Genomic DNA, 23600 nt, shown 5'->3' on the forward strand with positions numbered 1-23600 from the left:
GTTTTTTTTTGTCAAAACGTGCTCAATATTTTTTTTCAAAATCACTTAAATTCGTATCGTTATTGTCGTCCTCCACGTTGTCCTCGTTGTCCGCCACGCTGTCCACCTTGTCTCCCTTGTGGTTTTGGAGCGTTTTCAAGTTCATCTTTCGTGATAAATCCATCGTCATTTGCATCTACTTTTGAAAAATCGCGTTGCAATGGACCTTTGACTTCTTTTTTGCTAAGTTTACCATCGCCATTTTTATCCATGTGTTCCATAATCTGTGCTACATTTGGACGTTCTCTATTATTTCTTCCGCCGTTTCTTCCAGGAAAACCGTTAGGTCCGCCACGCATTCCGCCACCAACTTTAAAACTTTTGTTTGGTGTTCCTACAAAAAATCGTGGTAAGGATGGAAAGCTATCAGTGATGACATAATAGTACGTTCCATCAGGGAATTCGGGAGTTTTCCCATAACGTCCGTTGGCTTCATCCAAATCTCCATGTCCTTCTACATATTCAAAATCGCGTACATACGTTCCATCATACCTTCCATTTGGTGCTGAAATTCCATCGCCAGGACGATTTCCATTTCGTAGTTTATAACTTGAAGTCAATTCAATCAATTCATTGCTATCATCAGAAGCATATCCATATTTATAATAAATCGGAAAACCATCTGCTGCCCAACCAATTATGGACATACTGTTTTCTTTTGCTTGTTTTATAATTCCCCAAGGTGTTCCGTGATAGTGATATTCACCCGTTGGTTGCACATGTGCATTGTTACAATCGTCTCCTAAATCGACATTTGTACTTAGTGCTTCTTTAGACCAAGCCATGTTCATTTGACGTGTGTTTGGGTTTACAAAGAATTCCATTGCAGTTGGTTCCATCTTTACGCCATTAATAGCAACACCAAAAACGTATTCAGGCCTTCCCTGTCCTAACATTCCTTCACTATATACAGAGGTTAGCTTTTTGTTTTGTTTTGGTCGTAAAGCGACTTTATAAGTTTTACTTTGAGGAGAAATCGTATTCGGGTTTCCTGCATTTGGAAAAGCTCCTGTAGCGTGCTGTGGAATTGCGTTCGATTTGATAACTCGGTACTTTCCTTGTTTTGTAACGGAAACTTCACTTTTGTACCTTACCATTTCGGTACATTCATACCCATCGGTTACCGAAAAGGTATTTGTAGTTGTTTCTTGTGCGAATGTTACAAACGCAAAGAGTAGAAAAATAGGTGTGATTTTATAGTGCATACTAAAAGAATTTCATCTTGTTTTTTTACTTAGATGTGTTCTTTTAGAAAAACTTGTCCTGTGTTATAAATTATTTTTAATCAGACTTTAATTGAAGTGGTAGATTTTGCCTTACAGCTCTTTATTTAATTCATCAGGAATTCTTTCCATTATTATTTTACAAAATGGAGTTTTTGAGTTTATGAATAAGAAAAACAATAGATCTTTCCCTTCAACATATTCAAATGATAGTTCCTTGTCTCTTATTTTTTGATATATTTTATCTTTACAATAGTCTAAGTAGCCAACGAAGCCTGTTTGGTCGTCTTTTCCATAAAACCTAAAACCTGCAATTGGTAGATATTGGTATAATTTTTCTACACCACAAGTCTCTGTAACGTGTGCACTGTAGCATTTATCAATTTCAAATGTTGGATAGCATTTTGTTACAGTAGTAAACATGTAGTTTTGAAAAAGTGTGTCTTTGGAATCATAGGCATTAGAGGAAAAATAAGGTCTCAACCATTTATCATCGTGTCCTTTTATAATCTTTTTTTCATATAAAATTTCACAAAAAGGATCTATAACATTGAAGTAAAGCAAATTGAGCAAACCAAAGTAATTGATGGAAGAAAATTCAAAATTAGTCTGACTTTTCATTTCTTTGAAAGTTGGTCCGCCAGAATATACCCAAACTCCATCAATATATTTGAAAGCTTTCTCTTCGTCTATTATACTTTGAATTGCTACTTTATAAAAATAATCGGCACGATCAATCTTATATTTCGTTCTAACTACATTTAATTTGTGTTCAGTTTTTAAAAAGTCTTCTTTTGTTTTGAATTCTGCAGAACCATATTGAACAATTTCTCTGTATTTTTTACTTATAAAGGAAGCTCCCAAACCTACAAAACTGTCACCAAAATCGTGAGATGCTACATACATTTTAGAGTTGACACTAAACTTAAAGAAATCTGGAAATTCTTCAAAAAATAGCGGAACTGTACTCCATCTATCATCAAAGTTTTCTAAAACAAATTTTTTGATTATATCCTTCGCTTCTTCTTCATTCATTGATTAAGTTTTGGTAGCTATTGATTATTAAAATTAGTTTTATTCTTTTTATTTTCTTGGCTTTCTCATTCCAGGTCTACCGTGACGCTTCAATGCATTTTGCACTAGTATATTAAAACGTGTGCGTTGTTCGTCGGTACATATTTTTTGAACTTCTTTAAAGTGATAGAACGTTTTTAAGTCCTTTTCTTGTTCTTTTTCACCAATACGACGCGTAATATCATTTACTTTGGCTTCATTCGTAGTTGTCTCAGAAATTTCGGCAAACAATTGATCTTTTAACCCTTTGATTTCACGAGAAACTTTCATCATAGCTTCATGATGTGCATCATTCATTTCCCTAAAACTCTTCATTTGTGCTTCATCAAACTGTAGCTCTTTCGCAATAAACTTTCCTGGGTTTCCTCCTTTTGGCGGTTTATCTCCAAAGATTTTAAACATAAAAAAGCCATTCATCACTACAAGAAAGACCAATAAAATGTATAATAAAGTATTTTTTTTCATCGCCGTCTGCTTGTTTAATTAAATAATGAAGGTTTCGAATCTTCGCCCAGTTCATACATCGTAGCAAAATTTGATATGTTAGTATCATATTCAGTTTTGGTCATTTGATATATTCCAAAAACATTGACTAACAATACACAAACTAAAGTTGCCAATTGTAATTTTGGTGTAAACCAACTAAATCCAGTTGGAATTGTTTCTTTTTTCTCCGAAAATAACCGTTGCATGGTTTTATCTTTAAAGAAAGGAGAAACCTTTACTTCATTCATCGTATCTAGAACGTTAAATGTAGCTTCAATATTTTTCTCTATGTCTTTTGGTGTCTGCATAACTCTTTATTAGATGCCATTTTTTAAAAAAACTTGCGCTAGTTTTCATTTTTATAAAAATTGGCTAATATTTTCTGTAAATTCTTCTTAGCGCGAAACATTAATGACTCTACAGATGAAACACTTTTCTCTGTAATTTCACCTACTTCTTTATAACTTAAACCATCAATTTTATGCAAGGTAAACACAATACGTTGTGCTTCTGGCAATTGATGAATAGCTCTAAATATAGTTTCGCTTTTTTCTTTATTCTCTAACAAAATCCCTGGATGATTCATTTCTGTGAAATACGATGTTTTATCTAGCGGTATTTCATTTCCAAAAATAGATTGCATAAACGCAAAACGTTTTTTGGTATTTTTCTTTCGGATAAACTCCAATGATTTATTCGTAGAAATTCTATAAATCCAAGTGGACAATTTCGAATTTCCTTTAAACTTATGAATCGATCGAAATACTTCTACAAACACTTCCTGTGCTACATCTTCAGCATCTTCCTTATTAGGTACAAAAGACAAACAGGTATGAAAAACGCGCTGCTCATATTCTTCTAAAAGACGACTATATGCTGCTCGATTTCCTGCTTGTAAATCTTTTATAAAAGTAGTTTCGCTCAATGATTTTATTTGATTATATAAATAAAGTAAAAAATATAAACATAAAACAATACCTTTGCGCTTTAATTTGAATTAGATGCGATTACACAGAAATTTAGTTTTTTCCGTTATTGACGGATTAAACTTAATATTTAATGAAGGAGCTTATGCCGACAAAGTAGTTGAAAAGTTACTAAAACGTGACGCCCGTTGGGGAAGTCGCGATCGTAAGTTTGTTGCCGAAACTACCTATGAAATTGTTCGTTGGAAACGTTTGTACGCAGAAGTAGCGGATATTAAAGAGAATTATTCTCGCGAAAACTTATGGCGTATTTTTGCTGTTTGGGCAACTTTAAGAGGTATTGAATTACCCGATTGGAATCAGTTAGCTGGTACACCAACACGTAGAATAAAAGGTCGTTTTGACGAACTTTCTAAAATCAGAAAAATTAAAGAATCTATTCCTGATTGGTTAGATGAATTAGGTGTTGAAGAGTTAGGTGAAGATGTTTGGACGAAAGAAATCAATGCTTTAAACAAACAGGCCGACGTAATTCTTAGAACAAATACCTTACGAACTACAAAAGAAAAATTACAAGCATTACTTGCTACTTTTGACAATGAAACGGAGGGAATAAAAGGTCATCCCGTAGCATTGCGTTTAAAAGAGCGTGCTAATATTTTTAGAAACGAAGCATTTAAAAATGGTTTCTTTGAAGTACAAGATGCAAATTCGCAATTAGTTTCTGAGTTTTTAGATGTAAAACCAGGAATGAAAGTAGTTGATGCCTGTGCTGGTGCTGGAGGAAAATCGTTGCACTTAGCTGCTTTGATGGAAAATAAAGGAAATTTAATTTCTTTAGATATTTACGAAGGAAAGTTACGTGAACTAAAACGTAGAGCACGACGAAATGGTGCGCACAATATTGAAACTCGCGTGATTACTTCCACGAAAGTGATTAAAAAATTATATGACAAAGCCGATCGTGTATTGATTGATGCTCCTTGCTCTGGATTGGGCGTTTTACGTAGAAACCCTGATGCAAAGTGGAAAATTCAACCTGAATTTTTAGAAAAAGTAAAAAATACACAACAGGACATTTTACAACGCTATTCGCGCATGGTAAAATCGGGTGGAAAATTAGTCTATGCTACTTGTTCTATCTTACCGTCTGAAAATCAAGAACAAGTGGAGAAATTCTTAGCTTCTAATGAAGATTTTACACTTGTAGAAGATAAAAAACTATTGGCATCTGAATCTGGTTTCGATGGTTTTTATATGGCCTTGCTAGAACGAAAATAGAACCCTAAATTTATTTCAATATATTATTACAATGAAAAAAACACTACTTTTTTTAATAGGATTGATATCATTTTCTGCTATTGCACAGCAATCGTATTATAATGATGTAAATCTTACTTTGACAGGAACACAATTGCGCGATGCATTGGCAACAAAAGTAATTAACACACACTCAAATTCATTATCATATTCTGAAATTTGGGATGCTATTATGGTTACTGATATAGATCCAAATAATACCAGCAATGTAACATTATTGTACGGATGGGAAAATGGAAGTGATGGCGACGTTACAAATGATTTATATAGAGGTATTAATGACAACGGAGGAAATGTAGGAGATTGGAATAGAGAACATACATTTCCAAATTCATTGGCTAGTCCTGATTTAGATGCTAATACAACAAATGGACCTCCATATAGTGATGCACACAATTTACGTCCTACCGATGTACAACGTAATGGACAACGCGGAAGTCGTTTGTTTTCTGCTGGTTCAGGGAACTCAGGAACTGTTGGAGCTTTTTGGTATCCTGGTGATGCTACTCAAGGCGGACCAGACTGGCGTGGCGATGTAGCTAGAATAGTTATGTACATGTACATTCGTTATGGAAATCAATGTGCACCGAATTTAGTAGCAAATGGAACTACAAATGCTATCGATTCAAACATGATTAATTTGTTATTAGATTGGAATGCTGCCGATCCTGTTTCTGCACTTGAAGATGCTCGTAATACATACCACGAAGATATTTTTAACGCAACTGCACAAGGAAATCGTAATCCATTTATTGATAATCCTCGTTTGGCAACACAAATTTGGGGTGGAACTCCTGCAGAAGATCGTTGGGGAATTTTTGGAACTGATACAGAAGATCCAACCGTACCAATGAATGTGATGGTGAGTAATGAAACAAGTAGTAGTATAAATGTTTCTTGGACTGCTTCTACAGATAATATAGGTGTTACTGGGTACGATGTATTCGTAGATGGAACGTTCGATCAAACTGTAGCAGGAACAACAGCAACAGTAAGTGGTTTACTTGCTTCTACAACATATACGTTTACCGTATTGGCAAAAGATGCACAAGGAAACACTTCTGCACAATCTACTGGAGTTGATGGAACGACACTCGCTAACGGCGGCGGAGGCGGTGGAAATGGTTCTAATTTGTATATTTCAGAATATATGGAAGGAAGTTCTTTTAACAAAGCTCTAGAAATTGCAAACTATTCAGGCGCAACAGTCGATTTAAATGAAGTTGGAAATGTGTATACTCTAAAAATTAGTACTAACGGAAATGCTACTTGGAATTCAACTTATACTTTCCCTATGGGAGCAATGATTACTGATGGTGATGTATATGTAATTGGAAATACTGGTTTAGCTGTTTGTACAGGTGTTGTTGATGATTCTAATGATGCTATCACTGGATTCAACGGAAATGACGCTATCGGATTGTTCAAAAACGATGTATTAATAGATATTTTAGGAACGCTTGGCGATGGAACTACGTACGCTAGTAATACCACTTTGGTTAGAAAACCGAGTATCGATACTGGAAATACAATCTTTACAATTGGTGAGTGGGATGCATCTGCTTCTAATACTTGTGATAATTTAGGAATGCATACACAAACTTTAAGTGTTGAAACTTTTGAAGCTGATGCTTTTCAAGTATATCCAAACCCAACAAATGGAAATAGTGTATACATTAACACAAAAAACAATGTTGAAATTTCTTCTGTTCGTATTTATGATATTACAGGAAAGCAAGTTATCAATCAAACGAATCCATCAAACGAAATTAACGTTCAAGGATTGCAACAAGGAATGTACATCTTACAATTAAAAATTGGAAATCAGACAATTAACAAAAAGTTAATTAAGCAATAATAGTATTCGTAATTTATAAAAAGCGACATTATTTATTAAAATAGTGTCGCTTTTTTTTATAGTTTTATATTAAATTAAAACCAGCTATGAAAAAAATTACACTAACACTACTTATTATTTTTAGTACGTTTACTGCTTTTTCACAAGATACAGAAGCACCTACGACTCCAGTAAACTTTCAATTTTTAGACAATCCAACAGTGCAACCAGATAATATATCTGTAGAATGGGAACACGCAACAGATAACGTTGCTGTGACTACGTATGAAATTTATATCAACGGTACGTTATCTAGAATTGTAGATTATGATGGATCAGATATTATTCAATATGCTAGTTTTACAAACTATCCCAATGGTACGTATTGCCTAAATATTATTGCCAAAGACGCCGCGGGGAATGCTTCACCAATATCCAATCAAGTTTGTAAAACAGTGAATGTTATTTATCAAAATGGACCTCCTGAACTCTATCTATCTGGGTTTTTAAATTATACAGGAAGTAATAAAGCTATTGAAGTATCAAATATAACTAATAGTGCTATTGATTTATCAGATTACTCTGTAAAAATAAGCTATGACGGCAGTGCAACATGGGATGCTGTGTATACATTTCCAGCTAATTCAGTTGTTTCTCCTTACGAAAGTTTTATCATAGCACATCCTAGTTTTTCAATTTGTACAAATATGATTACTAACTTCGGAATTGGCATTGATTACAACGCTAACCTAACCAATATAGATGGAAACGATGCAATCGGTTTATTTAAATATGACATTTTATACGATATGATTGGGGAGTTAGGGAATAATGCGACGCATACGAGTACCGATCAATTCATTAAAAGAGATGCTTACCTCACTACAATACCTTCCACTTCTTTTAATGTGAATACTTGGAGTATTGAAATAAGTAATGGCAGCTGCCCTAGCTTATTTGGTTTCCCATATATGGTGTTATTAAGTGTTGAAACACAAGAATTGAATTCTTTCAGCATCTATCCAAACCCAACAAATGGAAATACGGTATACATCAACACAAAAAATAATATTGAAATTTCTTCTATTCGTATCTACGACATCACAGGAAAACAAGTCATAAACCAAACGAATCCTTCAAACGAAATTAACGTTCAAGGATTGCAACAAGGAATGTACATTCTACAATTACAAATTGGAAATCAAAAGGTTAACAAAAAATTAATCAAGCAATAAAAGTATTGACAGTTTATGAAAAGTGATGTTATTGTTACAAATAACATCACTTATTTTTTATAGCTTTACGTAAAAAAACAACCAGCTATGAAAAAAATTACACTCTTACTACTTTCACTTTTTATTAGTGCTACATCTTTCGCACAAGATACTGAAGCACCTACTGCGCCCACAAATTTGAATGCTGTATTTTATCAAAACTCTAATGGGACTAATGTACTTTATTGGGACAATGCAACCGATAATGTAGCTGTAACCGAATATGATGTATATGTAGATGACACCTATCTTCTAACTGTTCCTCACATTTCAAACCAATCGCAGCAAGATGTTACACTTGAAAATTTATTTGGATTATTTTATTGTTTTTATGTTGTTGCAAAAGATGCGGCTTTAAATGTTTCAAGTCCAAGTAATACTGTATGTTTTTATCGTTATCCTGATGCAAGTGACCAATATCCTGTAGATCTCTACTTATCTGCTATTGTTAATGGACTTAATAATAATAAAATCATTGAAGTTTCTAACTTAACCAATGGAAATATCAATTTAGACAACTATTCAATTAAAGTTAGTAGAGATGGAAACCCTACATGGCAAGACACCTATAATTTTCCATCAAATTCAATGCTAAGCTATGGAAGTGCTTTTGTTATTGGACGCTCAACAGGAACTTTTTGTAGTGATAAATACGATGTTACAGATGATATAATTACCAATTTTGATGGAAATGATGTCATTGGACTTTTTAAAAACAATATATTAATTCAGTCCTTCGGTGCATTAGGTGATGGAACTGTAATTATGGATGATGATTTTGCATATACTCTTAGTGCCGTTGGAAATTTAATAACCCCAAGTTTTGATGTATCCTTATGGAATGCAAATACAATTACTTCCGGAATAGGAAGCGAATGCAATTATTATATGGGTGCTGTTGAATATGTGGTATTGAGTGTTGAGCAAGAAACACAAACTATATTCAGCATCTATCCTAACCCAACAAATGGAAATACGGTATACATCAACACAAAAAATAATGTTGAAATTTCTAGTGTCCGTGTATTTGATATCACAGGAAAGCAAGTCATAAACCAAACGAATCCTTCAAACGAAATTAACGTTCAAGGATTGCAACAAGGAATGTACATTCTACAATTACAAATTGGAAATCAAAAGGTTAACAAAAAATTAATCAAGCAATAAAGGTGTTTAAATTTATAAATATGATTGTATTTGATTAAAAGCGCGCTGCTTTTTTCTATACTTTTAAATAAAAAAATTTATACGCTATGAAAAAAATTACACTCACTACCTTTCTATTTTTATTGAGTCTTTCTTGTTTTGCTCAAGATACAGAAGCGCCGACTGTGCCTACCAATTTAGTAATTGATAATGTAATCAATTTTTTATCCTGGAATGTTTCTACAGATAATGTAGCTGTGGTAGAATATGATATTTATGTAAATGATGTATTCAGATTAACGGTAAATCATAATGCCTCATTCCCTACAAATTCAGTCAACATAAACCATTTAGGGCCTATTGTCTATGAAGAAATTTATACATTTAAAATACTAGCAAGAGATGCTGCGGGAAATGAATCTTCATTTAGTCACTACGCCTCTTTTGTTGAAGCTACTCCTGGAACCATATACATTCCTGATGCTGTATTTATTTCAAGAGTCATGAATGGCGATAATGACTACAAGGGAATTGAAGTTTTGAATACTTCTGATGATGTAGTCGATATGTCAGAATACACTTTGAAACTTAGTTTTGATGGAAATTCTACATGGGATGTTACCTATACATTTCCACCTAATACTTTTCTTAATAGTTATAAAAAAATTCGAATTTTACATTCGCAAACAACACCTTGTTTTCCAGATGAAGAATCATTAATTCTAGATACAAACGATGTCATTACTAATTTTGATGGTAATGATGCTTTGGGTTTATTTCTCAATGATGTTTTAGTTGATCGTCTTGGGTATTTAGGAGACGACACTCAGTATATTGACCCTAATAAAATGGGCGTCAGACAAATTTTTGTAGATCAGCATTCGCCATGGGTACAATTTATTGTCACACCAGAAGTTTTAGATATTTGCGAAGGTAACTTAGGTGAAGAATATTATAGTTTAAGCGTTCCAGAATTTGCAGCCAAAAACATTATTATATATCCAAATCCTGTAAAAGGCAATTTGTTACATTTAGATACAAAGAACAATCTACCAATAGATACAGCTACCATTATAGACATGACAGGAAAAACAGTGATGACTTCTGCACGTATCATCAACAATCAACTAGACATTCAGAACATAACACAGGGAATTTATTTCGTAAAAATTCAATCAGGCAATAAAGTAAGCATTCACAAAATGATTCGTCAATAAGTAACTAAACAGCAACAAAAAAGCTCCAAATGTAACTTTTGGAGCTTTTGTATATTACATAATTATGCCAGTAATAATGTAATTCTTTATAAAAGTAATAACTATTTTCTATTTATCATAATTGAAACATCATTAACTTATTGCCAAATCCATCGCTTTGGTAGCATGAATCGTCGTTGTATCAAATACAGGAATTGAAACATCTTCTTGCTGAATTAACAACGGAATTTCTGTACAGCCTAAAATAACGCCTTCAGCTCCTTCTTGTTGCAAACGTTCAATGATCTCAATATAGGCTTGTTTCGAACTTGGTTTTAACACACCTTGTGGCAACTCTTCATAAATAACTCTATTCACTTCTTCTCTATCTTCTGCATTCGGAATCAATGTTGCTATTCCAAACGAAGTCAATACATCTTTATAAAAGTCCATTTCCATGGTATATTTTGTTCCCAACAAAGCCACCGTTTTCAATTCTTTTGCTACAATTTTTTCTGCAGTTGCTTCTGCAATATGAATTACAGGAATGGAAACACTTTCTCGTACAGCATCAATCGTTAAATGCATGGTATTGGCACAAATTAAAATGCAATCTGCTCCAGCATTTTCTAAATTCTTTCCCGCCTTTGCCATCAAATCATTCAGTAAATCCCAACGACCAGCGTGTTGCAAGTCTTTAATTTCTCCAAAATCGACTGAATTAATAATACATTTTGCCGAATGCGGTTCGCCTTTATGTTTCATTGCCAAATCATTCAAAGTCTGATAATAAAGTATGGTAGATTGTGGCGTAATTCCGCCGATAAGTCCAATAGTTTGCATGCTCAATAATTTATACGCATAAAATTAGGGATTTATTCGCTTTGCTTCTACTTTTGTAACAATATATTTTACAACTTATGACAACCTTACTCATCAACATCAAAGAATTAATACAAGTTCGTGAAACCAGTATTTCTAAAGTTTCTGGAGCTGACATGAAAACGCTTCCAAAACTAGAAAATGCGTATCTATATATTGTTGATGATGTCATTTCCGATTTTGGTGTAATGGCCGATATTGAAATCGCTTCCGCAGATACAATCATAGACTGTACAAATAAAGTCGTTTTACCAACTTGGTGCGACAGTCATACACACATCGTTTACGCCGGAAATAGATCGCAAGAATTTGTAGACAGAATCAATGGATTAAGCTATGAAGAAATTGCCAATCGCGGTGGCGGAATTCTAAATTCAGCAAAAAAACTACAAGAAACTTCCGAAGATGAACTCTTTGCACAATCGGCAAAACGTTTAGAAGAAGTAATGCAGATGGGAACTGGCGCCATTGAAATCAAATCTGGTTATGGACTCACGCTTGAAGCGGAACTCAAAATGTTACGTGTAGCAAAACGCTTAAAAGAAGCCTATAATTTCCCAATAAAAACGACCTTTTTGGGCGCACACGCCATTCCTGCAAACTACAAAGGAAATCAAGATGGTTATATGGATTTGGTGATTAATGAAATGTTACCAAAAGTAGCCGAACAAAACTTAGCCGAATACGTAGATATTTTCTGCGAAAAAGGATATTTTACACTTGAAGATACAGAACGTTTGCTCCAAGCGGCACAACAATACAATCTCATACCAAAAATTCACGTCAATCAATTCAATGCATTTGGCGGAGTTGCGCTTGGTGTAAAATACAATGCACTTTCGGTGGATCATTTAGAAGAACTCAACGATGACGATATCAAAGCGTTGCAAGGAAGCAACACCATGCCAGTTGCCTTGCCTTCGTGTTCGTACTTTTTAAGCATTCCGTACACGCCAGCGCGTAGATTACTAGATGCTGGTTTACCTGTTGCCTTAGCTACCGATTACAATCCAGGATCGACACCTTCTGGAAATATGAACTTTGTGGTGAGCACAGCATGTATCAAAATGAAAATGACACCAGAAGAAGCCATCAATGCAGCAACCATCAATGGTGCGTATGCAATGGGACTTTCGGAAACACATGGAAGTATCACTAAAGGAAAAGCTGCTAACTTAATCATTACCAAAGAAATTCCGTCGTATCATGTATTGCCGTATGCGTTTGGCGACAACAATATTGAACAGGTAATCATCAATGGAAAGGTTATTTAGACTTGCTACGCTCTTAGACTTGCTCCCGCACATGCGGAACCTCTTAGATTGTTAGATTCGCTTTGCTTTTAGACCGCTAACGCTATTAGAATTGAGATCGCTTCGCTGTTAGAATTGCAAATTCGTATTGAAATTTACTAAACGTCAATTCGAGTGATTTTCGCAATAAAATGAAGAAAATTGTATCGAGAATAATTTGAAAAAATATTCAGCTTTATAAAAACTAAACAAAACATGTTAAATTTCCCGCTTCCGCAGAACGGTTCCTTGTCCAGGTTGATGATTGACAAGAAAATTACAGATTTCAAAGCTGCGATTGCGTACGTGAATCAATTGCCTTACGGAAGAACTTCAGATCGTAGTGAGTATCGCTTGATCATTCCTGAACACAAAGGAACTTGTTCTACAAAACACGCGTTCTTAAAGCAACTCGCTGTGGAAAGTCAGCAAGAAGCAGTGCAACTATTCATTGGAATCTACCAAATGAACGAAGTTAATACCAAAGGTGTTGGAAGTGTTTTAAGCAACTATAAACTTGATTACATTCCAGAAGCACATACCTACCTAAAAATCAACGGAAACCTATTAGATATCACCCGAACAACTGAAAACGAAGCTTCTTTCGAAGATAGTTTACTAACTGAACAAGATATTCTCCCACATCAAATTGCGGATTACAAAGTACAGTGGCATCAAAACTTCCTAAAACAATGGATTTCAGACGAACAACTTCACTACTCTTTTGATGAAATTTGGAAAATTCGGGAGGAATGTATTTTGGCAATTTCAATGTAGACTTGCTTCGCGCTTGGATCTTTAGATTCTGTTAGAATCGCTTTGCTTTTAGACTCTGTTACACTGAGCTTGTCGAAGTTTCATAACCGTCACTACGAGGAGTTTGCGACGTGGTAGTCTGTTTCTAGTTTAACTCTGAATTTTCTTTGAAGTATATTACCTGTTATTCAATCTATGCCTGTTCTCTTACCCAAGCTCAAAGACATTTTGTTTAAATAAACCTACATTAAATAGTAAGAAAAATGTAACTTTATTGAATTACAGTTACTAATATTCTGACCAAGCAAACAAATTCATGGAAGAAGTACACGACATAGACTACGCTCGAAAACTCATCAAAAAAAATTTAGCTACAAAAAACACTTTTTTAGATTTAGGAAATTGTGGCTTGACTGATTTAAGCAAACTTATTGAATTATTTGAATGCGTGCATTTAGAAACGCTAATTTTAAGTAATCATTATATGCTTAATAAGGAATATAAAAAGAGTATCAATAATGGACAGCATAATAAAATTCATTCTATCCCATCTATTTTTTCTAAACTTAAATATCTCAAAATATTAAAATTAGCTAATAATAAATTAAGAAATACTATTTTTTTAAAAAACTCAACTAAACTAGAAGATTTAGATATTAAGTTCAATAATATTAATGATATAACTTATCTAACAAACTTAACTAATTTAAAACAGTTTGATATCGATGGTATTACATATACGAATTTAAACAATTTGAAATATTTCACAAAATTAAAGAGTTTAACACTTGGACATTCTAGGGTATCAAATTACAATTCATTAAAACATTGTATTCAGTTAGAAGAGCTTGAAATATCATGGGTTCGTATAGAAAATACCAGTTTTTTAAATGAGCTTATACATTTAAAAAAACTAATATTAGAAGACTGTAGTATCAGTAATATTGATTTCATAAAAAATTTATCTAATTTAAAACATTTAAACTTAAATAGTAATAAAATCAAAAATGTTGATATTTTGAAAGAGTTTAAGAAATTGAAAACTTTAAACCTTTCAAATAATGTAGATATCGATGATTATAGCTCTTTAAGTAAACTGAAAAACTTAACAGATATTTCTTTAGAAATGAGCTCAGTCAAAAACTATGATTTTTTAAGCGAGCTATTTCTGTTAGAAAAATTAAATTTAGGACACTCTATGATTAAAGATATTACTTTCTTAGAGTCACTTAAAGAACTTAGGGAACTAGATTTAAGTTTTAATGATCTAAAAAACGTTTCTATTCTAAAAAATCTAAAAAAAATAGAAAAATTAGATATATCGAATAATGAAATTGATAATTTTCAATTCTTAGAAAGCTTAAAAAACTTGTATAGCTTAAACATCAGTTTTAGTGATATTTCAGATTTTACTTTTTTAAGTAATATTAAAAAAGTAAAAAAACTTTTTCTGAGCCATTCAAACATTAAAAACATCAATTTTCTTAGTCAACTTAAAAATCTTAGTATACTACATTTAGATCATAATGAAATTAAAGATGTAAATCCTATTAGTGGATTAACATCTTTAAAAAACCTTAGAATTAATAATAACCAAATTGAAAAAATTCCTCTGTCACTTTTTAATAACTTAAAAACCTATAATATATCTAATGATTTTTTTCCAAATAAAGATTTAAATATTAGTGGAAATCCAATCCAATCACCTCCATTAGAAATTCTAGAACAAGGGCGCGAAGCAACATTGGCTTGGTATGAAGCGAACAAAGTAAAACTTGATGAAATTAAAGTCATCCTAATTGGTGATCCAAAAGCTGGGAAAACATCTTTATTACGTAAACTAAAAGATAATTCATTTACCGAAAGTGAAGTCCAAACTGATGGTATTAATATTGAAAGTTTAAAGTTTGGAAAACTCGAAACTTTTAAAAAGCAAACAGCACTTCATGAGCTAACAGGGCATTTTTGGGATTTTGGGGGACAAGAAATTATGAATGCCACTCACCAATTTTTCTTGACTAAGCGTTGCGTATATGTATTGGTCATAGACGCACGAAAAGATACAAGCGTATCGGAACAAATACGAAAATGGGTAAATAAAATTAAAACGACAGGTGGAAATTCTTCCATTATTATAATAAGTAATAAAATTGATGTAAATTCTGGATTTGGGTTTGAAAATGAATACGATTTACAACAAGAGTTTTCTCAAATTAAATATTTTATCAAAACTTCTAGTAAAACAGAACAAGGAATTGAAGAGTTAAAAGATAAACTTGCAGAATTGATTCCACAATCTGAATTATTTAATACGGAAATTGATGAACGTTGGATTCCGATCAAAGAACAATTGCAAGAAGAAACAAAGCAAAATGACAAGTTGAATGAAGCTCGTTTTATTGAAATTTGTCAACAACATGGTTTAACAAAAAAGTTCGAACGACAAAGCGCCATTAGCTTCCTAAATGATTTAGGAATTGTATTGCATTTTGAAGATATCAACCTTGCTGAATATTATGTATTAGATCCATATTGGATTACCTATGGAATTTATCAAATTGTAACTTCCAAATTTGCTGGCGATCAAAAAGGGAAGATTGCTATGGATGAACTTGATTTTATCATTAATGAAGAAGAAGACAAAGAAACTGTTTATCGTCCATCTAATTACAAGAGAATTGAATATTCTACTAATGAAAGACGCTTCTTAATTCATATTTTACAGCAATTCAAGTTGAGTTTTATGCTACGAGACAATTGTCATTTTATACTTCCTGACTTGTTAGACACAAACGAACCTAAAAAATTAACAGTTCCTATCAGAGAGGCTACTGAAACAATTCAGTTTGTGTACGAATATGCATATTTACCAAAAGCCATCATGCCATACATTATGGTAGAAACGCACGAAATTATGACTGCAAATTGGCGCACAGGTTGCATTCTACAAAATTTAGAATGTAAAGCCTTAGTGCGAACATATAAGAATCAATTACGAATTATAGTAAGTGGAAAGAAAGTGCAGAAGCGTGAATTTATGTCAGTAATCCGTTATGTAATTGACTCTTTTAACAAGAAGCTAAGCAACCCTCCAGCAATGTTAATTCCATTACCTAATAATTATGGTTTTGTGTATTATGAGGAATTAATTGGACGTGAACAATTTGGAGAATCAGATTATAACATTTTTAAAAATAAAACAGTAATACAAATCAAGATTAAAAAACTGCTCGATGGAATTTCTTCAAAAGAAGAATTGAATAAATCTGCTGAGTCTAAATTGAATCAAATTATACAAAACCAAGAAAAAATGATGGAGTCATTATATTCGAACACTGAATTTCTATATCAAAAACTTGATAGCCCCAATCTAGAATATGAATTACAAAAAGTTATTTTTGAAATGAATCAAGAACAACAATTTGAAATTTCAACTGAAATTACAACAAAATTAACAGAAGCTTTCACAAAGTTTGATGCTGAGATTGATAAAAAGTTTAAAACTATTTATAATAACCTACAAAAAAGTGATCACGCAGATGTAAAACTTAAATTAGGAATTCCTTTAATTAGCCTTTTAGGCGTACAATTAGAATCGGAATATAATGTCAAGAATTGGTTCAAAGAAATGTCTGAAAAATATAATTTAAAAGTATTAAATCCATTTTTTTAAAAGATAGAAGGTCTCATTTTTAGATAATTATGATTTTCAGCATTTTAACTAAAAACATCAAGTCGAGTGCAGTCGAGATTCAATAAAAAAATAACTTCTCTAGGCTTATCGATTGCTCTCAAAGTTACTAATTCCTATTTATAGGATACTTAATTGTTGTTTAAAGAGTTTTTACTTCAAAACTAAATAAAACTATCCTACAACCGAACTCCTCAAAATTAAATTTCACCAAAAACCCTATATTTGAAAACAACACGTTTCAAAGATTCATGAAAACCAACAACCAACTCTGTTTCCTAAGTCTTTTGCTCATTTTGACTTTTTCCTGCAAAGAAAAATTAGAAAAGAAAGTCAGCGTTTCAAACAAAGTACATACCTTTTATTACAATTGGTATGGTTCACCTGACTACGATGGAAAGTATTCACATTGGAATCATGATATTCTGCCACATTGGTCAGACACTACTTGGAATAATGCAGGAAGCTTTAAAGGTGGCGATGATATTGGTGCGAACTATTATCCTGCGTTGGGAAATTACAGTTCCAACGATCCAAAAATTATTGACGAACATTTTAAACTCATGCAACAGGCAGGAATTGGCGTGTGCGTCATGTCTTGGTGGGGAAAAGGTGGTTTTGAAGACAAATCGATTCCCAAGTATTTGGAGAGTGCATCAACACACGGAATTCAACTCGCTTTTCATATTGAGCCTTTTTACAAATCTGCGGAAGCGTTAAAAGCGCAATTACACTACATTCACAAGCAATACGGAAAGCATCCAGCATTATACAAAGCAGACAATAAACCGCTGTATTATGTGTACGATTCCTATAAACTAGAAGCTTCTGAATGGGCAAAGTTATTGAAACCAAATGGCGAAATAAGCATTCGAAATACTGCCTTAGATGCAACGTTCATAGGTTTATGGGTACATGAAAATGAAGGTGAGTTTTTTACAACTGGTGGTTTTGACGGATTCTACACGTATTTTGCTAGTGAGGGTTTTGTCTACGGAAGTACACCAAAAAACTGGAAAACGCTTGCCGATTTTGCACAAAAAAACAAGTTGCTTTTTATTCCCTCAGTTGGTCCAGGATATATTGATACACGCATACGACCTTGGAATGCAGCCAATACCAAAAGTCGCGAAAATGGTGCGTATTATGAACGCATGTTTAAAAGTGCTGCCGAAACAAATCCCGCATATATTTCCATTACTTCGTTCAATGAATGGCATGAAGGCACACAAATTGAACCTGCAATTTCTAAAACGATTAAAAATTACAGCTACGAAGATTACGGAAAAAATATAGATTCATTATTTTACATCAACAAAACTCGCGAGCTAATTGATAAATATGTACATTAGCACTACGCAATTTATTAAAAAACCATGCTACAACTGTACACAAGCGCAAATGGCAACGCACTGATTTCCAAACGAAATGGCGAAACTAAATTTGGTGAAAAAGTAGATACACTTTCATCGGCTGAAGATTTAGTCACTCAATTACAACAAAGCGACGCTAAATATGTGCTTTTTGGAATTCCTGAAGATATTGGCATTCGCGCCAATCGTGGAAAAGCTGGCGCAACTACCGCTTGGAATGCAGCTTTAAAATCGCTCTTAAACACACAAGATAATTCGTTTAATAGAGGAAAACGTTTGCTGGTTTTAGGGCATTTAGATTTTTCTGAACTGCTAGAAACTGCTGACAAAATGTATGCGAGTGCGTACGATTATCATGAAAAATTGAGCGAATTAGTTGCTAAAATTGACGAAGAAGTTACGTATTTGGTTTTTCAAATTGTAAGTGCTGGAAAAACGCCAATCATTATTGGTGGCGGACATAATAATGCATACGGAAATATAAAAGGGACAGCTTTAGGCAAAAGCAAAGCGATTAATGTAGTTAATTTTGATGCGCATACCGATTTTAGAAATCTGGAAGGTAGACACAGTGGAAACGGTTTTAGTTATGCGTTTAAAAAGAACTTTTTGAACAATTACTTTATGTTTGGATTGCATGAAAACTACACTTCCAAAAAAGTCTTTAAAACTATTGACAGCTATCCAGATCGCATCCGATACAATACTTTTGAAGAAATTAAAATTCGTCAAGAACAAGAATTTTCATCTCAATTACATACGGCATTAAACTTTATCGACAATCGTCCTTTTGGTGTAGAAATTGACTGCGATTCCATTGAAAACGTACCAAGTAGCGCTATGACTACAAGTGCGTTTACAGCCAATGAAGCACGTATGTTTGCTACATTCTTCGGAAAACAAAAAAATGCTGCCTATTTACATTTGTGTGAGGCTGCTCCAAATGCAGATGATCCACAAGAAATGTATCTCGTTGGTAAATTACTAAGTTATTTAATCACAGATTTTATGCGCAAATAATACACTTCCATTTGGAAAATAGTCAAATCTTATTTACTTTTACATAAGCACTTATATAAACAATTATAGAATGGATGCATTACGTGAATTTAGAGAGATTGGTTTAGGCTCAAGATTGAATCGTTTGAGTGAAATGATGATGAAAGAAACTCAAAAAGTATATGATTACTACGGAATTGATTTTGATCCGTATTTGTTTCCTGTTTTTAAGATTATTTCCTTAAAAAAAAGAACCACAAATACAGAAATTAAAGAGGTTTTAGATGTCACTCAACCTGCTATTACACAGACTTTAAACAAACTATTGAAAAAAGATTTAATTACAATAGATAGTGACGAAATTGATAAACGCAAAAAGAATATCTGTCTTTCTTTAAAAGGTGAAAAACTATTGATTAAAATGATTCCAATCTGGAATGTTATTCATGAAACTATAGAAAACTTATCTACTTTTTCTTCAGAAAGTTTAGTTGCTCATTTAAGTCAACTAGAAGATGCTTTTTCTGAAAAAAGCATGAGTGCACGTGTCATAGAAAGCATAAAATCTATGAAGCTTTCAGAATTAACAATTGTTCCTTTTGACGAAAAATATGCTGCTACTTTTTATAATTTGAACATGGAATGGCTAGAAACTTTTTTTTATGTAGAACCGCACGACAAAGAAGTCTTGGGCAATGCTAAAACGTATATTATTGATAAAGGCGGACATATCTTTTTTGCGAAAGATGCAGCTCAAATTGCAGGAACTGTTGCACTCATAAAAATAGAAGATGGCATATATGAATTGAGCAAAATGGCAGTCTCTCCACAATTTAGAGGTAAAAAAATTGGTCAAAAGTTAATGCAGCATTGTATTGATTTTGCAAAAGAACAAAACTTTAAAAAGTTCATTTTATATTCGAATAGAAAGCTTGAAAATGCAATTTATATTTACGAAAAGTATGCTTTTAAAGAAATTCCTGTTGAAGAAGGAAGTCCATACCAACGTAGTGATATTAAAATGGAACTGATTTTCTGATCTTACGTCACTACGAGGAATTTGCGACGTGGTAGTCCATTTCTAATAAAAGTCCAAATTTTCTTTGATACAGATTGCTTCGCCTATGTCTCACAAAGGCGTTTGTTAATTTTTAAATCTCTACTATATTATTACGAGCTTTTCCATTTAAAATTCAACATTTAAAATAAAATAATATCTTCTCGTAACAATTGTGTAGCTTTGGCATCTTGTAAAAGAATCGAACTATAAATTAATGAAAGATAGTTATATTACGTTTTTTAGGCGCTTTTGGATAGTTGTCATTATTGGTTTTATCCTCTACAATATTATTTTTCCTGAAACATTTTCTAGAGACAATATTGTAAACAGCATTCAGTCGTATGGAAACTATGGTTGGGCAATTTTTGCGCTGTGTCATTTAATTCGTGGGTTCGTTATGCTACCAAGTACAGCGCTTATTTTTGCAGGTGTATTTTTATTTCCAAATGATTTATTTCTTGTATTAATTATTTCGGTCATTGGAATTGTAATTTCTTCCATGATTGTTTATTACTTTTCAGATAAACTCGGTTTTGCCAAACTGTTTGATAAGAATACAAAAGCTTCAAATTTGGTGAAAGAGAAACTTTCTGGAAAATATGGACCATTATTCATTATGTTTTGGGCATTTTTCCCGTTTGTTCCAACTGATTTGATTTGTTATACAGCTGGCGCGATGAAAATAAATCCAATTGTATTTGCAGTGAGTCTTTTTATTGGAGAGCTGATTTTATGCAGTGTATATATCTACGGAAGTGCGTATTTTATATAATATGTACGTATAAATTTTTCAATACAATTTGATGAAATTCTGCCAAATCGTACGGTTTGATAATAAAATCGTTCATACCAGCTTCCTGAATTCGATCTTTTACTTGATCTTCTTCAACGGCAGTTAATGCTATTATCGGTGTTTTTTTATTAGTTTCCCTTATGCGTTTTGTTGTTTCTATACCATCAATTCGTGGCATATTAATGTCCATTAAAATCAGATCGTACGTATTGACTTTTAAAATATCTAATGCTTCCAATCCGTCTTCAGCAACATCACATTGATATCCTTTATTCTGTAAAATTCGCTTTGTTACGACACGGTTAATTTTATTATCATCTACAATCAAAATACTTTTTTCAATCGTATTAATGGTTTCAATTGGTATAGAAACATCTTTTATAGAAAGTTCGTTACTTTCTTCAAATGCTATTGCAAATGTAAATTCAGTACCGTTATTTTCTTCACTTTTTAATATTATATCACTATCAAAAAGTAATAACAATCGTTTTACAATTGATAATCCTAAACCAGTACCTTGATAGTTTTTTTCAATAGGACGCAACTGTACAAACTTATCAAAAACAGCTTGTTGTTTTTCTTTCGGAATGCCAATTCCATCATCTTGAATCGTAAACTTAATTGTGTGTGTTTTTCCTTCTGTTCCTTGTGATTCTAATCGAATCCAAATATTTCCTCCTTCAGTAAATTTAATAGCATTCCCAATAAGATTCATTAAAATTTGTGACAATCGCACAGAGTCTCCTAATAAGATTTTCGGAATCTTAGGGTCAATAACTTGATGTACTTTATTTTTATTCTGACTTACTGCAAAACTAAAAGAGTTTACAACTTCGCTTAACAAATTTTTTACATTAAATGGTATACTTGCCAACTTAACTCCTTGCGATTCAATTTTGTTGATTTGTAACACATTATTAATCAAGGATAACAAATACTTACTCGAAAATTTGAGCGATTTAAAATTTTCATTCTTTTTTAAGTTCGGGAAATCTTCTGATAGTAACGAAGTCAAACCAACTACGCCATATAAAGGTGTACGCAATTCGTGACTTACCGTTGAAAAGAACTGAGATTTTAGACTTGCTTGTGCTTCAGCTTCTTCTTTTGCTTCTCGCAATTCACTATTTTTCATGCGAAGCTTTTCTAAAGCCTTGTTTCTAAATTTATAATTCTTAAACATATTAATTAAGAGTAAAATCAAGATAAAACCTGCAATCATCAATATATAAGAAATTTGTTGTGACTTACGCATGATGGTTTCTTGCGATTTTTGCTCTTTTTTTACACGCTCTAAATCTTGCTTAAAATCATCAACTGAAAATTTAGCCAATGCTATTTGATTCTCTTTTATTTTAGCCTCATTAAATAAAGAATCTCTGTATTTTAGGTGTGTTTGTAATCGATCGTACGCAAGTTCATAATTGCCTTGCTTGTCTGCCAAAATAGAGTATTGCTTATACGTATCTGTCAACTCATCTAACAGATTCTCTTTTTTTGCGTAATCAATAGATGTTTTAAAATAATTATTAGCCAAAACTAGTTTGTCTTTGAACATATAATAACGACCTAACAAAAAATTAATTTGAGATTTCGCTGAATCGTCTCCATATTTTGTGAAAATCATTTTTTCAGATTTTACTAGATATGGATATGCTATATCGTAATCACCTTGATCTACATATGTCCATCCAATATTTAAAATTGGTGTAAAAATTTCGGCTGTATCTTTTAGTTTTTTTGCTAAATCCAGTGATTTTTTATAATAATAAACGGCAGAATCTGTATTTTTAAAACCCTCAGTATGTACATTTCCTATATTATTGTATATCCAACCTTGAAGCCTATCGTCATTAACTTTTATAGCATAATCCAATGATTTGAGATAGTTTATTTTCGCTCTTGAAAATTCTGAAATTCCATCATACGCCAATCCAAGCTCATTATAAAACACTGCCAAGTTGAAATAATCCTTAATTTGATTTGCGTAAATGATTCCGTGTTTACAAGCTTCAATAGCTTCTTTGTATTGATATTCTGAAGAATAATCAATAGAAACATTAAGGTATTTTTCAATTGAATCGTTGATTTGCTCTTTTTCCAAATCCGCTTGACTCCAAAGCGAAAAACTTAAAAATAGGCTTAATATGGTAGGGAATATTTTTTTCAAAAAGATTGAGCTTTTTTATAATACCTCAAAATACAAAAAAATAATGTAGTAAGTGTTTTGTTC

The 23600-nt window shown here is 32.6% G+C and carries 19 protein-coding genes; 12 read left to right on the top strand and 7 right to left on the bottom strand.

Annotation, left to right across the window (positions count from 1 at the left end; genetic code table 11):
• Positions 1-59: 59 nt before the first annotated feature.
• From ACRBBL_RS05825 to ACRBBL_RS05845, 5 genes are all read right to left on the bottom strand, one after another.
• Positions 60-1244 carry a YHYH protein gene (locus ACRBBL_RS05825; protein ID WP_431368083.1) on the bottom strand — a complete coding sequence of 395 codons (1185 nt, stop codon included), beginning with the start codon at positions 1242-1244 and terminating at the stop codon, positions 60-62.
• Positions 1245-1355: 111 nt separating this feature from the next.
• On the bottom strand, positions 1356-2297 hold the full coding sequence (locus ACRBBL_RS05830) for a hypothetical protein (protein WP_431368084.1): 942 nt from the start codon (positions 2295-2297) through the stop codon (positions 1356-1358).
• A 48-nt stretch (positions 2298-2345) separates the two neighbouring features.
• Entirely contained in the window at positions 2346-2801 is a 456-nt protein-coding gene (locus ACRBBL_RS05835; RefSeq protein ID WP_431368085.1) for a Spy/CpxP family protein refolding chaperone, read from the bottom strand.
• Between the two features lie 14 nt (positions 2802-2815).
• Positions 2816-3130, bottom strand: a complete 315-nt coding sequence (locus ACRBBL_RS05840; protein WP_431368086.1) for a hypothetical protein — start codon at positions 3128-3130, stop codon at positions 2816-2818.
• Between the two features lie 38 nt (positions 3131-3168).
• Positions 3169-3747: an RNA polymerase sigma factor gene (locus ACRBBL_RS05845; protein WP_431368087.1), complete on the bottom strand. Its 579-nt coding sequence runs from the start codon at positions 3745-3747 to the stop codon at positions 3169-3171.
• 76 nt (positions 3748-3823) lie between these two features.
• Here ACRBBL_RS05845 and ACRBBL_RS05850 point away from each other — a divergent pair, with 76 nt between their 5' ends.
• The 5 genes from ACRBBL_RS05850 (at position 3824) to ACRBBL_RS05870 (ending at position 10542) form a co-directional block, all read left to right on the top strand.
• Positions 3824-5029, top strand: a complete 1206-nt coding sequence (locus ACRBBL_RS05850) for an RsmB/NOP family class I SAM-dependent RNA methyltransferase (RefSeq protein WP_431368088.1) — start codon at positions 3824-3826, stop codon at positions 5027-5029.
• A gap of 31 nt (positions 5030-5060) precedes the next feature.
• Positions 5061-6926: an endonuclease gene (locus ACRBBL_RS05855; protein ID WP_431368089.1), complete on the top strand. Its 1866-nt coding sequence runs from the start codon at positions 5061-5063 to the stop codon at positions 6924-6926.
• Positions 6927-7012: 86 nt separating this feature from the next.
• Positions 7013-8140, top strand: coding sequence for a T9SS type A sorting domain-containing protein (locus ACRBBL_RS05860; RefSeq protein ID WP_431368090.1), 1128 nt, complete (start codon positions 7013-7015; stop codon positions 8138-8140).
• A gap of 87 nt (positions 8141-8227) precedes the next feature.
• The gene (locus ACRBBL_RS05865; protein WP_431368091.1) at positions 8228-9346 is read left to right on the top strand and encodes a T9SS type A sorting domain-containing protein; all 1119 of its coding nucleotides are present in this window, start codon (positions 8228-8230) and stop codon (positions 9344-9346) included.
• A gap of 86 nt (positions 9347-9432) precedes the next feature.
• Positions 9433-10542 carry a T9SS type A sorting domain-containing protein gene (locus ACRBBL_RS05870; protein ID WP_431368092.1) on the top strand — a complete coding sequence of 370 codons (1110 nt, stop codon included), beginning with the start codon at positions 9433-9435 and terminating at the stop codon, positions 10540-10542.
• Positions 10543-10674: 132 nt separating this feature from the next.
• Here ACRBBL_RS05870 and ACRBBL_RS05875 read toward each other — a convergent pair whose 3' ends face one another.
• A complete protein-coding gene (locus ACRBBL_RS05875; protein ID WP_431368093.1) occupies positions 10675-11364 on the bottom strand; it encodes an aspartate/glutamate racemase family protein in 690 nt (229 codons plus the stop codon).
• Between the two features lie 77 nt (positions 11365-11441).
• On the opposite strand from ACRBBL_RS05875, the gene hutI reads away from it, so the two are divergent.
• From hutI to ACRBBL_RS05910, 7 genes are all read left to right on the top strand, one after another.
• Entirely contained in the window at positions 11442-12677 is a 1236-nt protein-coding gene (gene hutI / locus ACRBBL_RS05880; protein WP_431368094.1) for an imidazolonepropionase, read from the top strand.
• Positions 12678-12911: 234 nt separating this feature from the next.
• Complete coding sequence (locus tag ACRBBL_RS05885) at positions 12912-13472, top strand: hypothetical protein (protein ID WP_431368095.1); 561 nt, start codon at positions 12912-12914, stop codon at positions 13470-13472.
• Between the two features lie 295 nt (positions 13473-13767).
• Positions 13768-17124 carry a COR domain-containing protein gene (locus ACRBBL_RS05890; protein ID WP_431368096.1) on the top strand — a complete coding sequence of 1119 codons (3357 nt, stop codon included), beginning with the start codon at positions 13768-13770 and terminating at the stop codon, positions 17122-17124.
• A 269-nt stretch (positions 17125-17393) separates the two neighbouring features.
• Positions 17394-18494, top strand: a complete 1101-nt coding sequence (locus ACRBBL_RS05895; RefSeq protein ID WP_431368097.1) for a glycoside hydrolase family 99 protein — start codon at positions 17394-17396, stop codon at positions 18492-18494.
• A gap of 24 nt (positions 18495-18518) precedes the next feature.
• A complete protein-coding gene (locus ACRBBL_RS05900; protein WP_431368098.1) occupies positions 18519-19535 on the top strand; it encodes a formimidoylglutamase in 1017 nt (338 codons plus the stop codon).
• A 70-nt stretch (positions 19536-19605) separates the two neighbouring features.
• Positions 19606-20553 (top strand): bifunctional helix-turn-helix transcriptional regulator/GNAT family N-acetyltransferase, encoded by a 948-nt coding sequence (locus ACRBBL_RS05905; RefSeq protein ID WP_431368099.1) that lies wholly within the window; start codon positions 19606-19608, stop codon positions 20551-20553.
• Positions 20554-20788: 235 nt separating this feature from the next.
• Positions 20789-21346: a VTT domain-containing protein gene (locus tag ACRBBL_RS05910; protein WP_431368100.1), complete on the top strand. Its 558-nt coding sequence runs from the start codon at positions 20789-20791 to the stop codon at positions 21344-21346.
• Here the strand turns inward: ACRBBL_RS05910 and ACRBBL_RS05915 are convergent.
• The gene (locus ACRBBL_RS05915; protein ID WP_431368101.1) at positions 21339-23537 is read right to left on the bottom strand and encodes a response regulator; all 2199 of its coding nucleotides are present in this window, start codon (positions 23535-23537) and stop codon (positions 21339-21341) included. The two genes, ACRBBL_RS05910 and ACRBBL_RS05915, sit on opposite strands and share 8 nt — an antisense overlap.
• Between the last annotated feature and the right edge of the window lie 63 nt (positions 23538-23600).

The sequence above is a fragment of the Kordia sp. genome, from assembly GCF_050633145.1.
GTDB lineage: Bacteria > Bacteroidota > Bacteroidia > Flavobacteriales > Flavobacteriaceae > Kordia.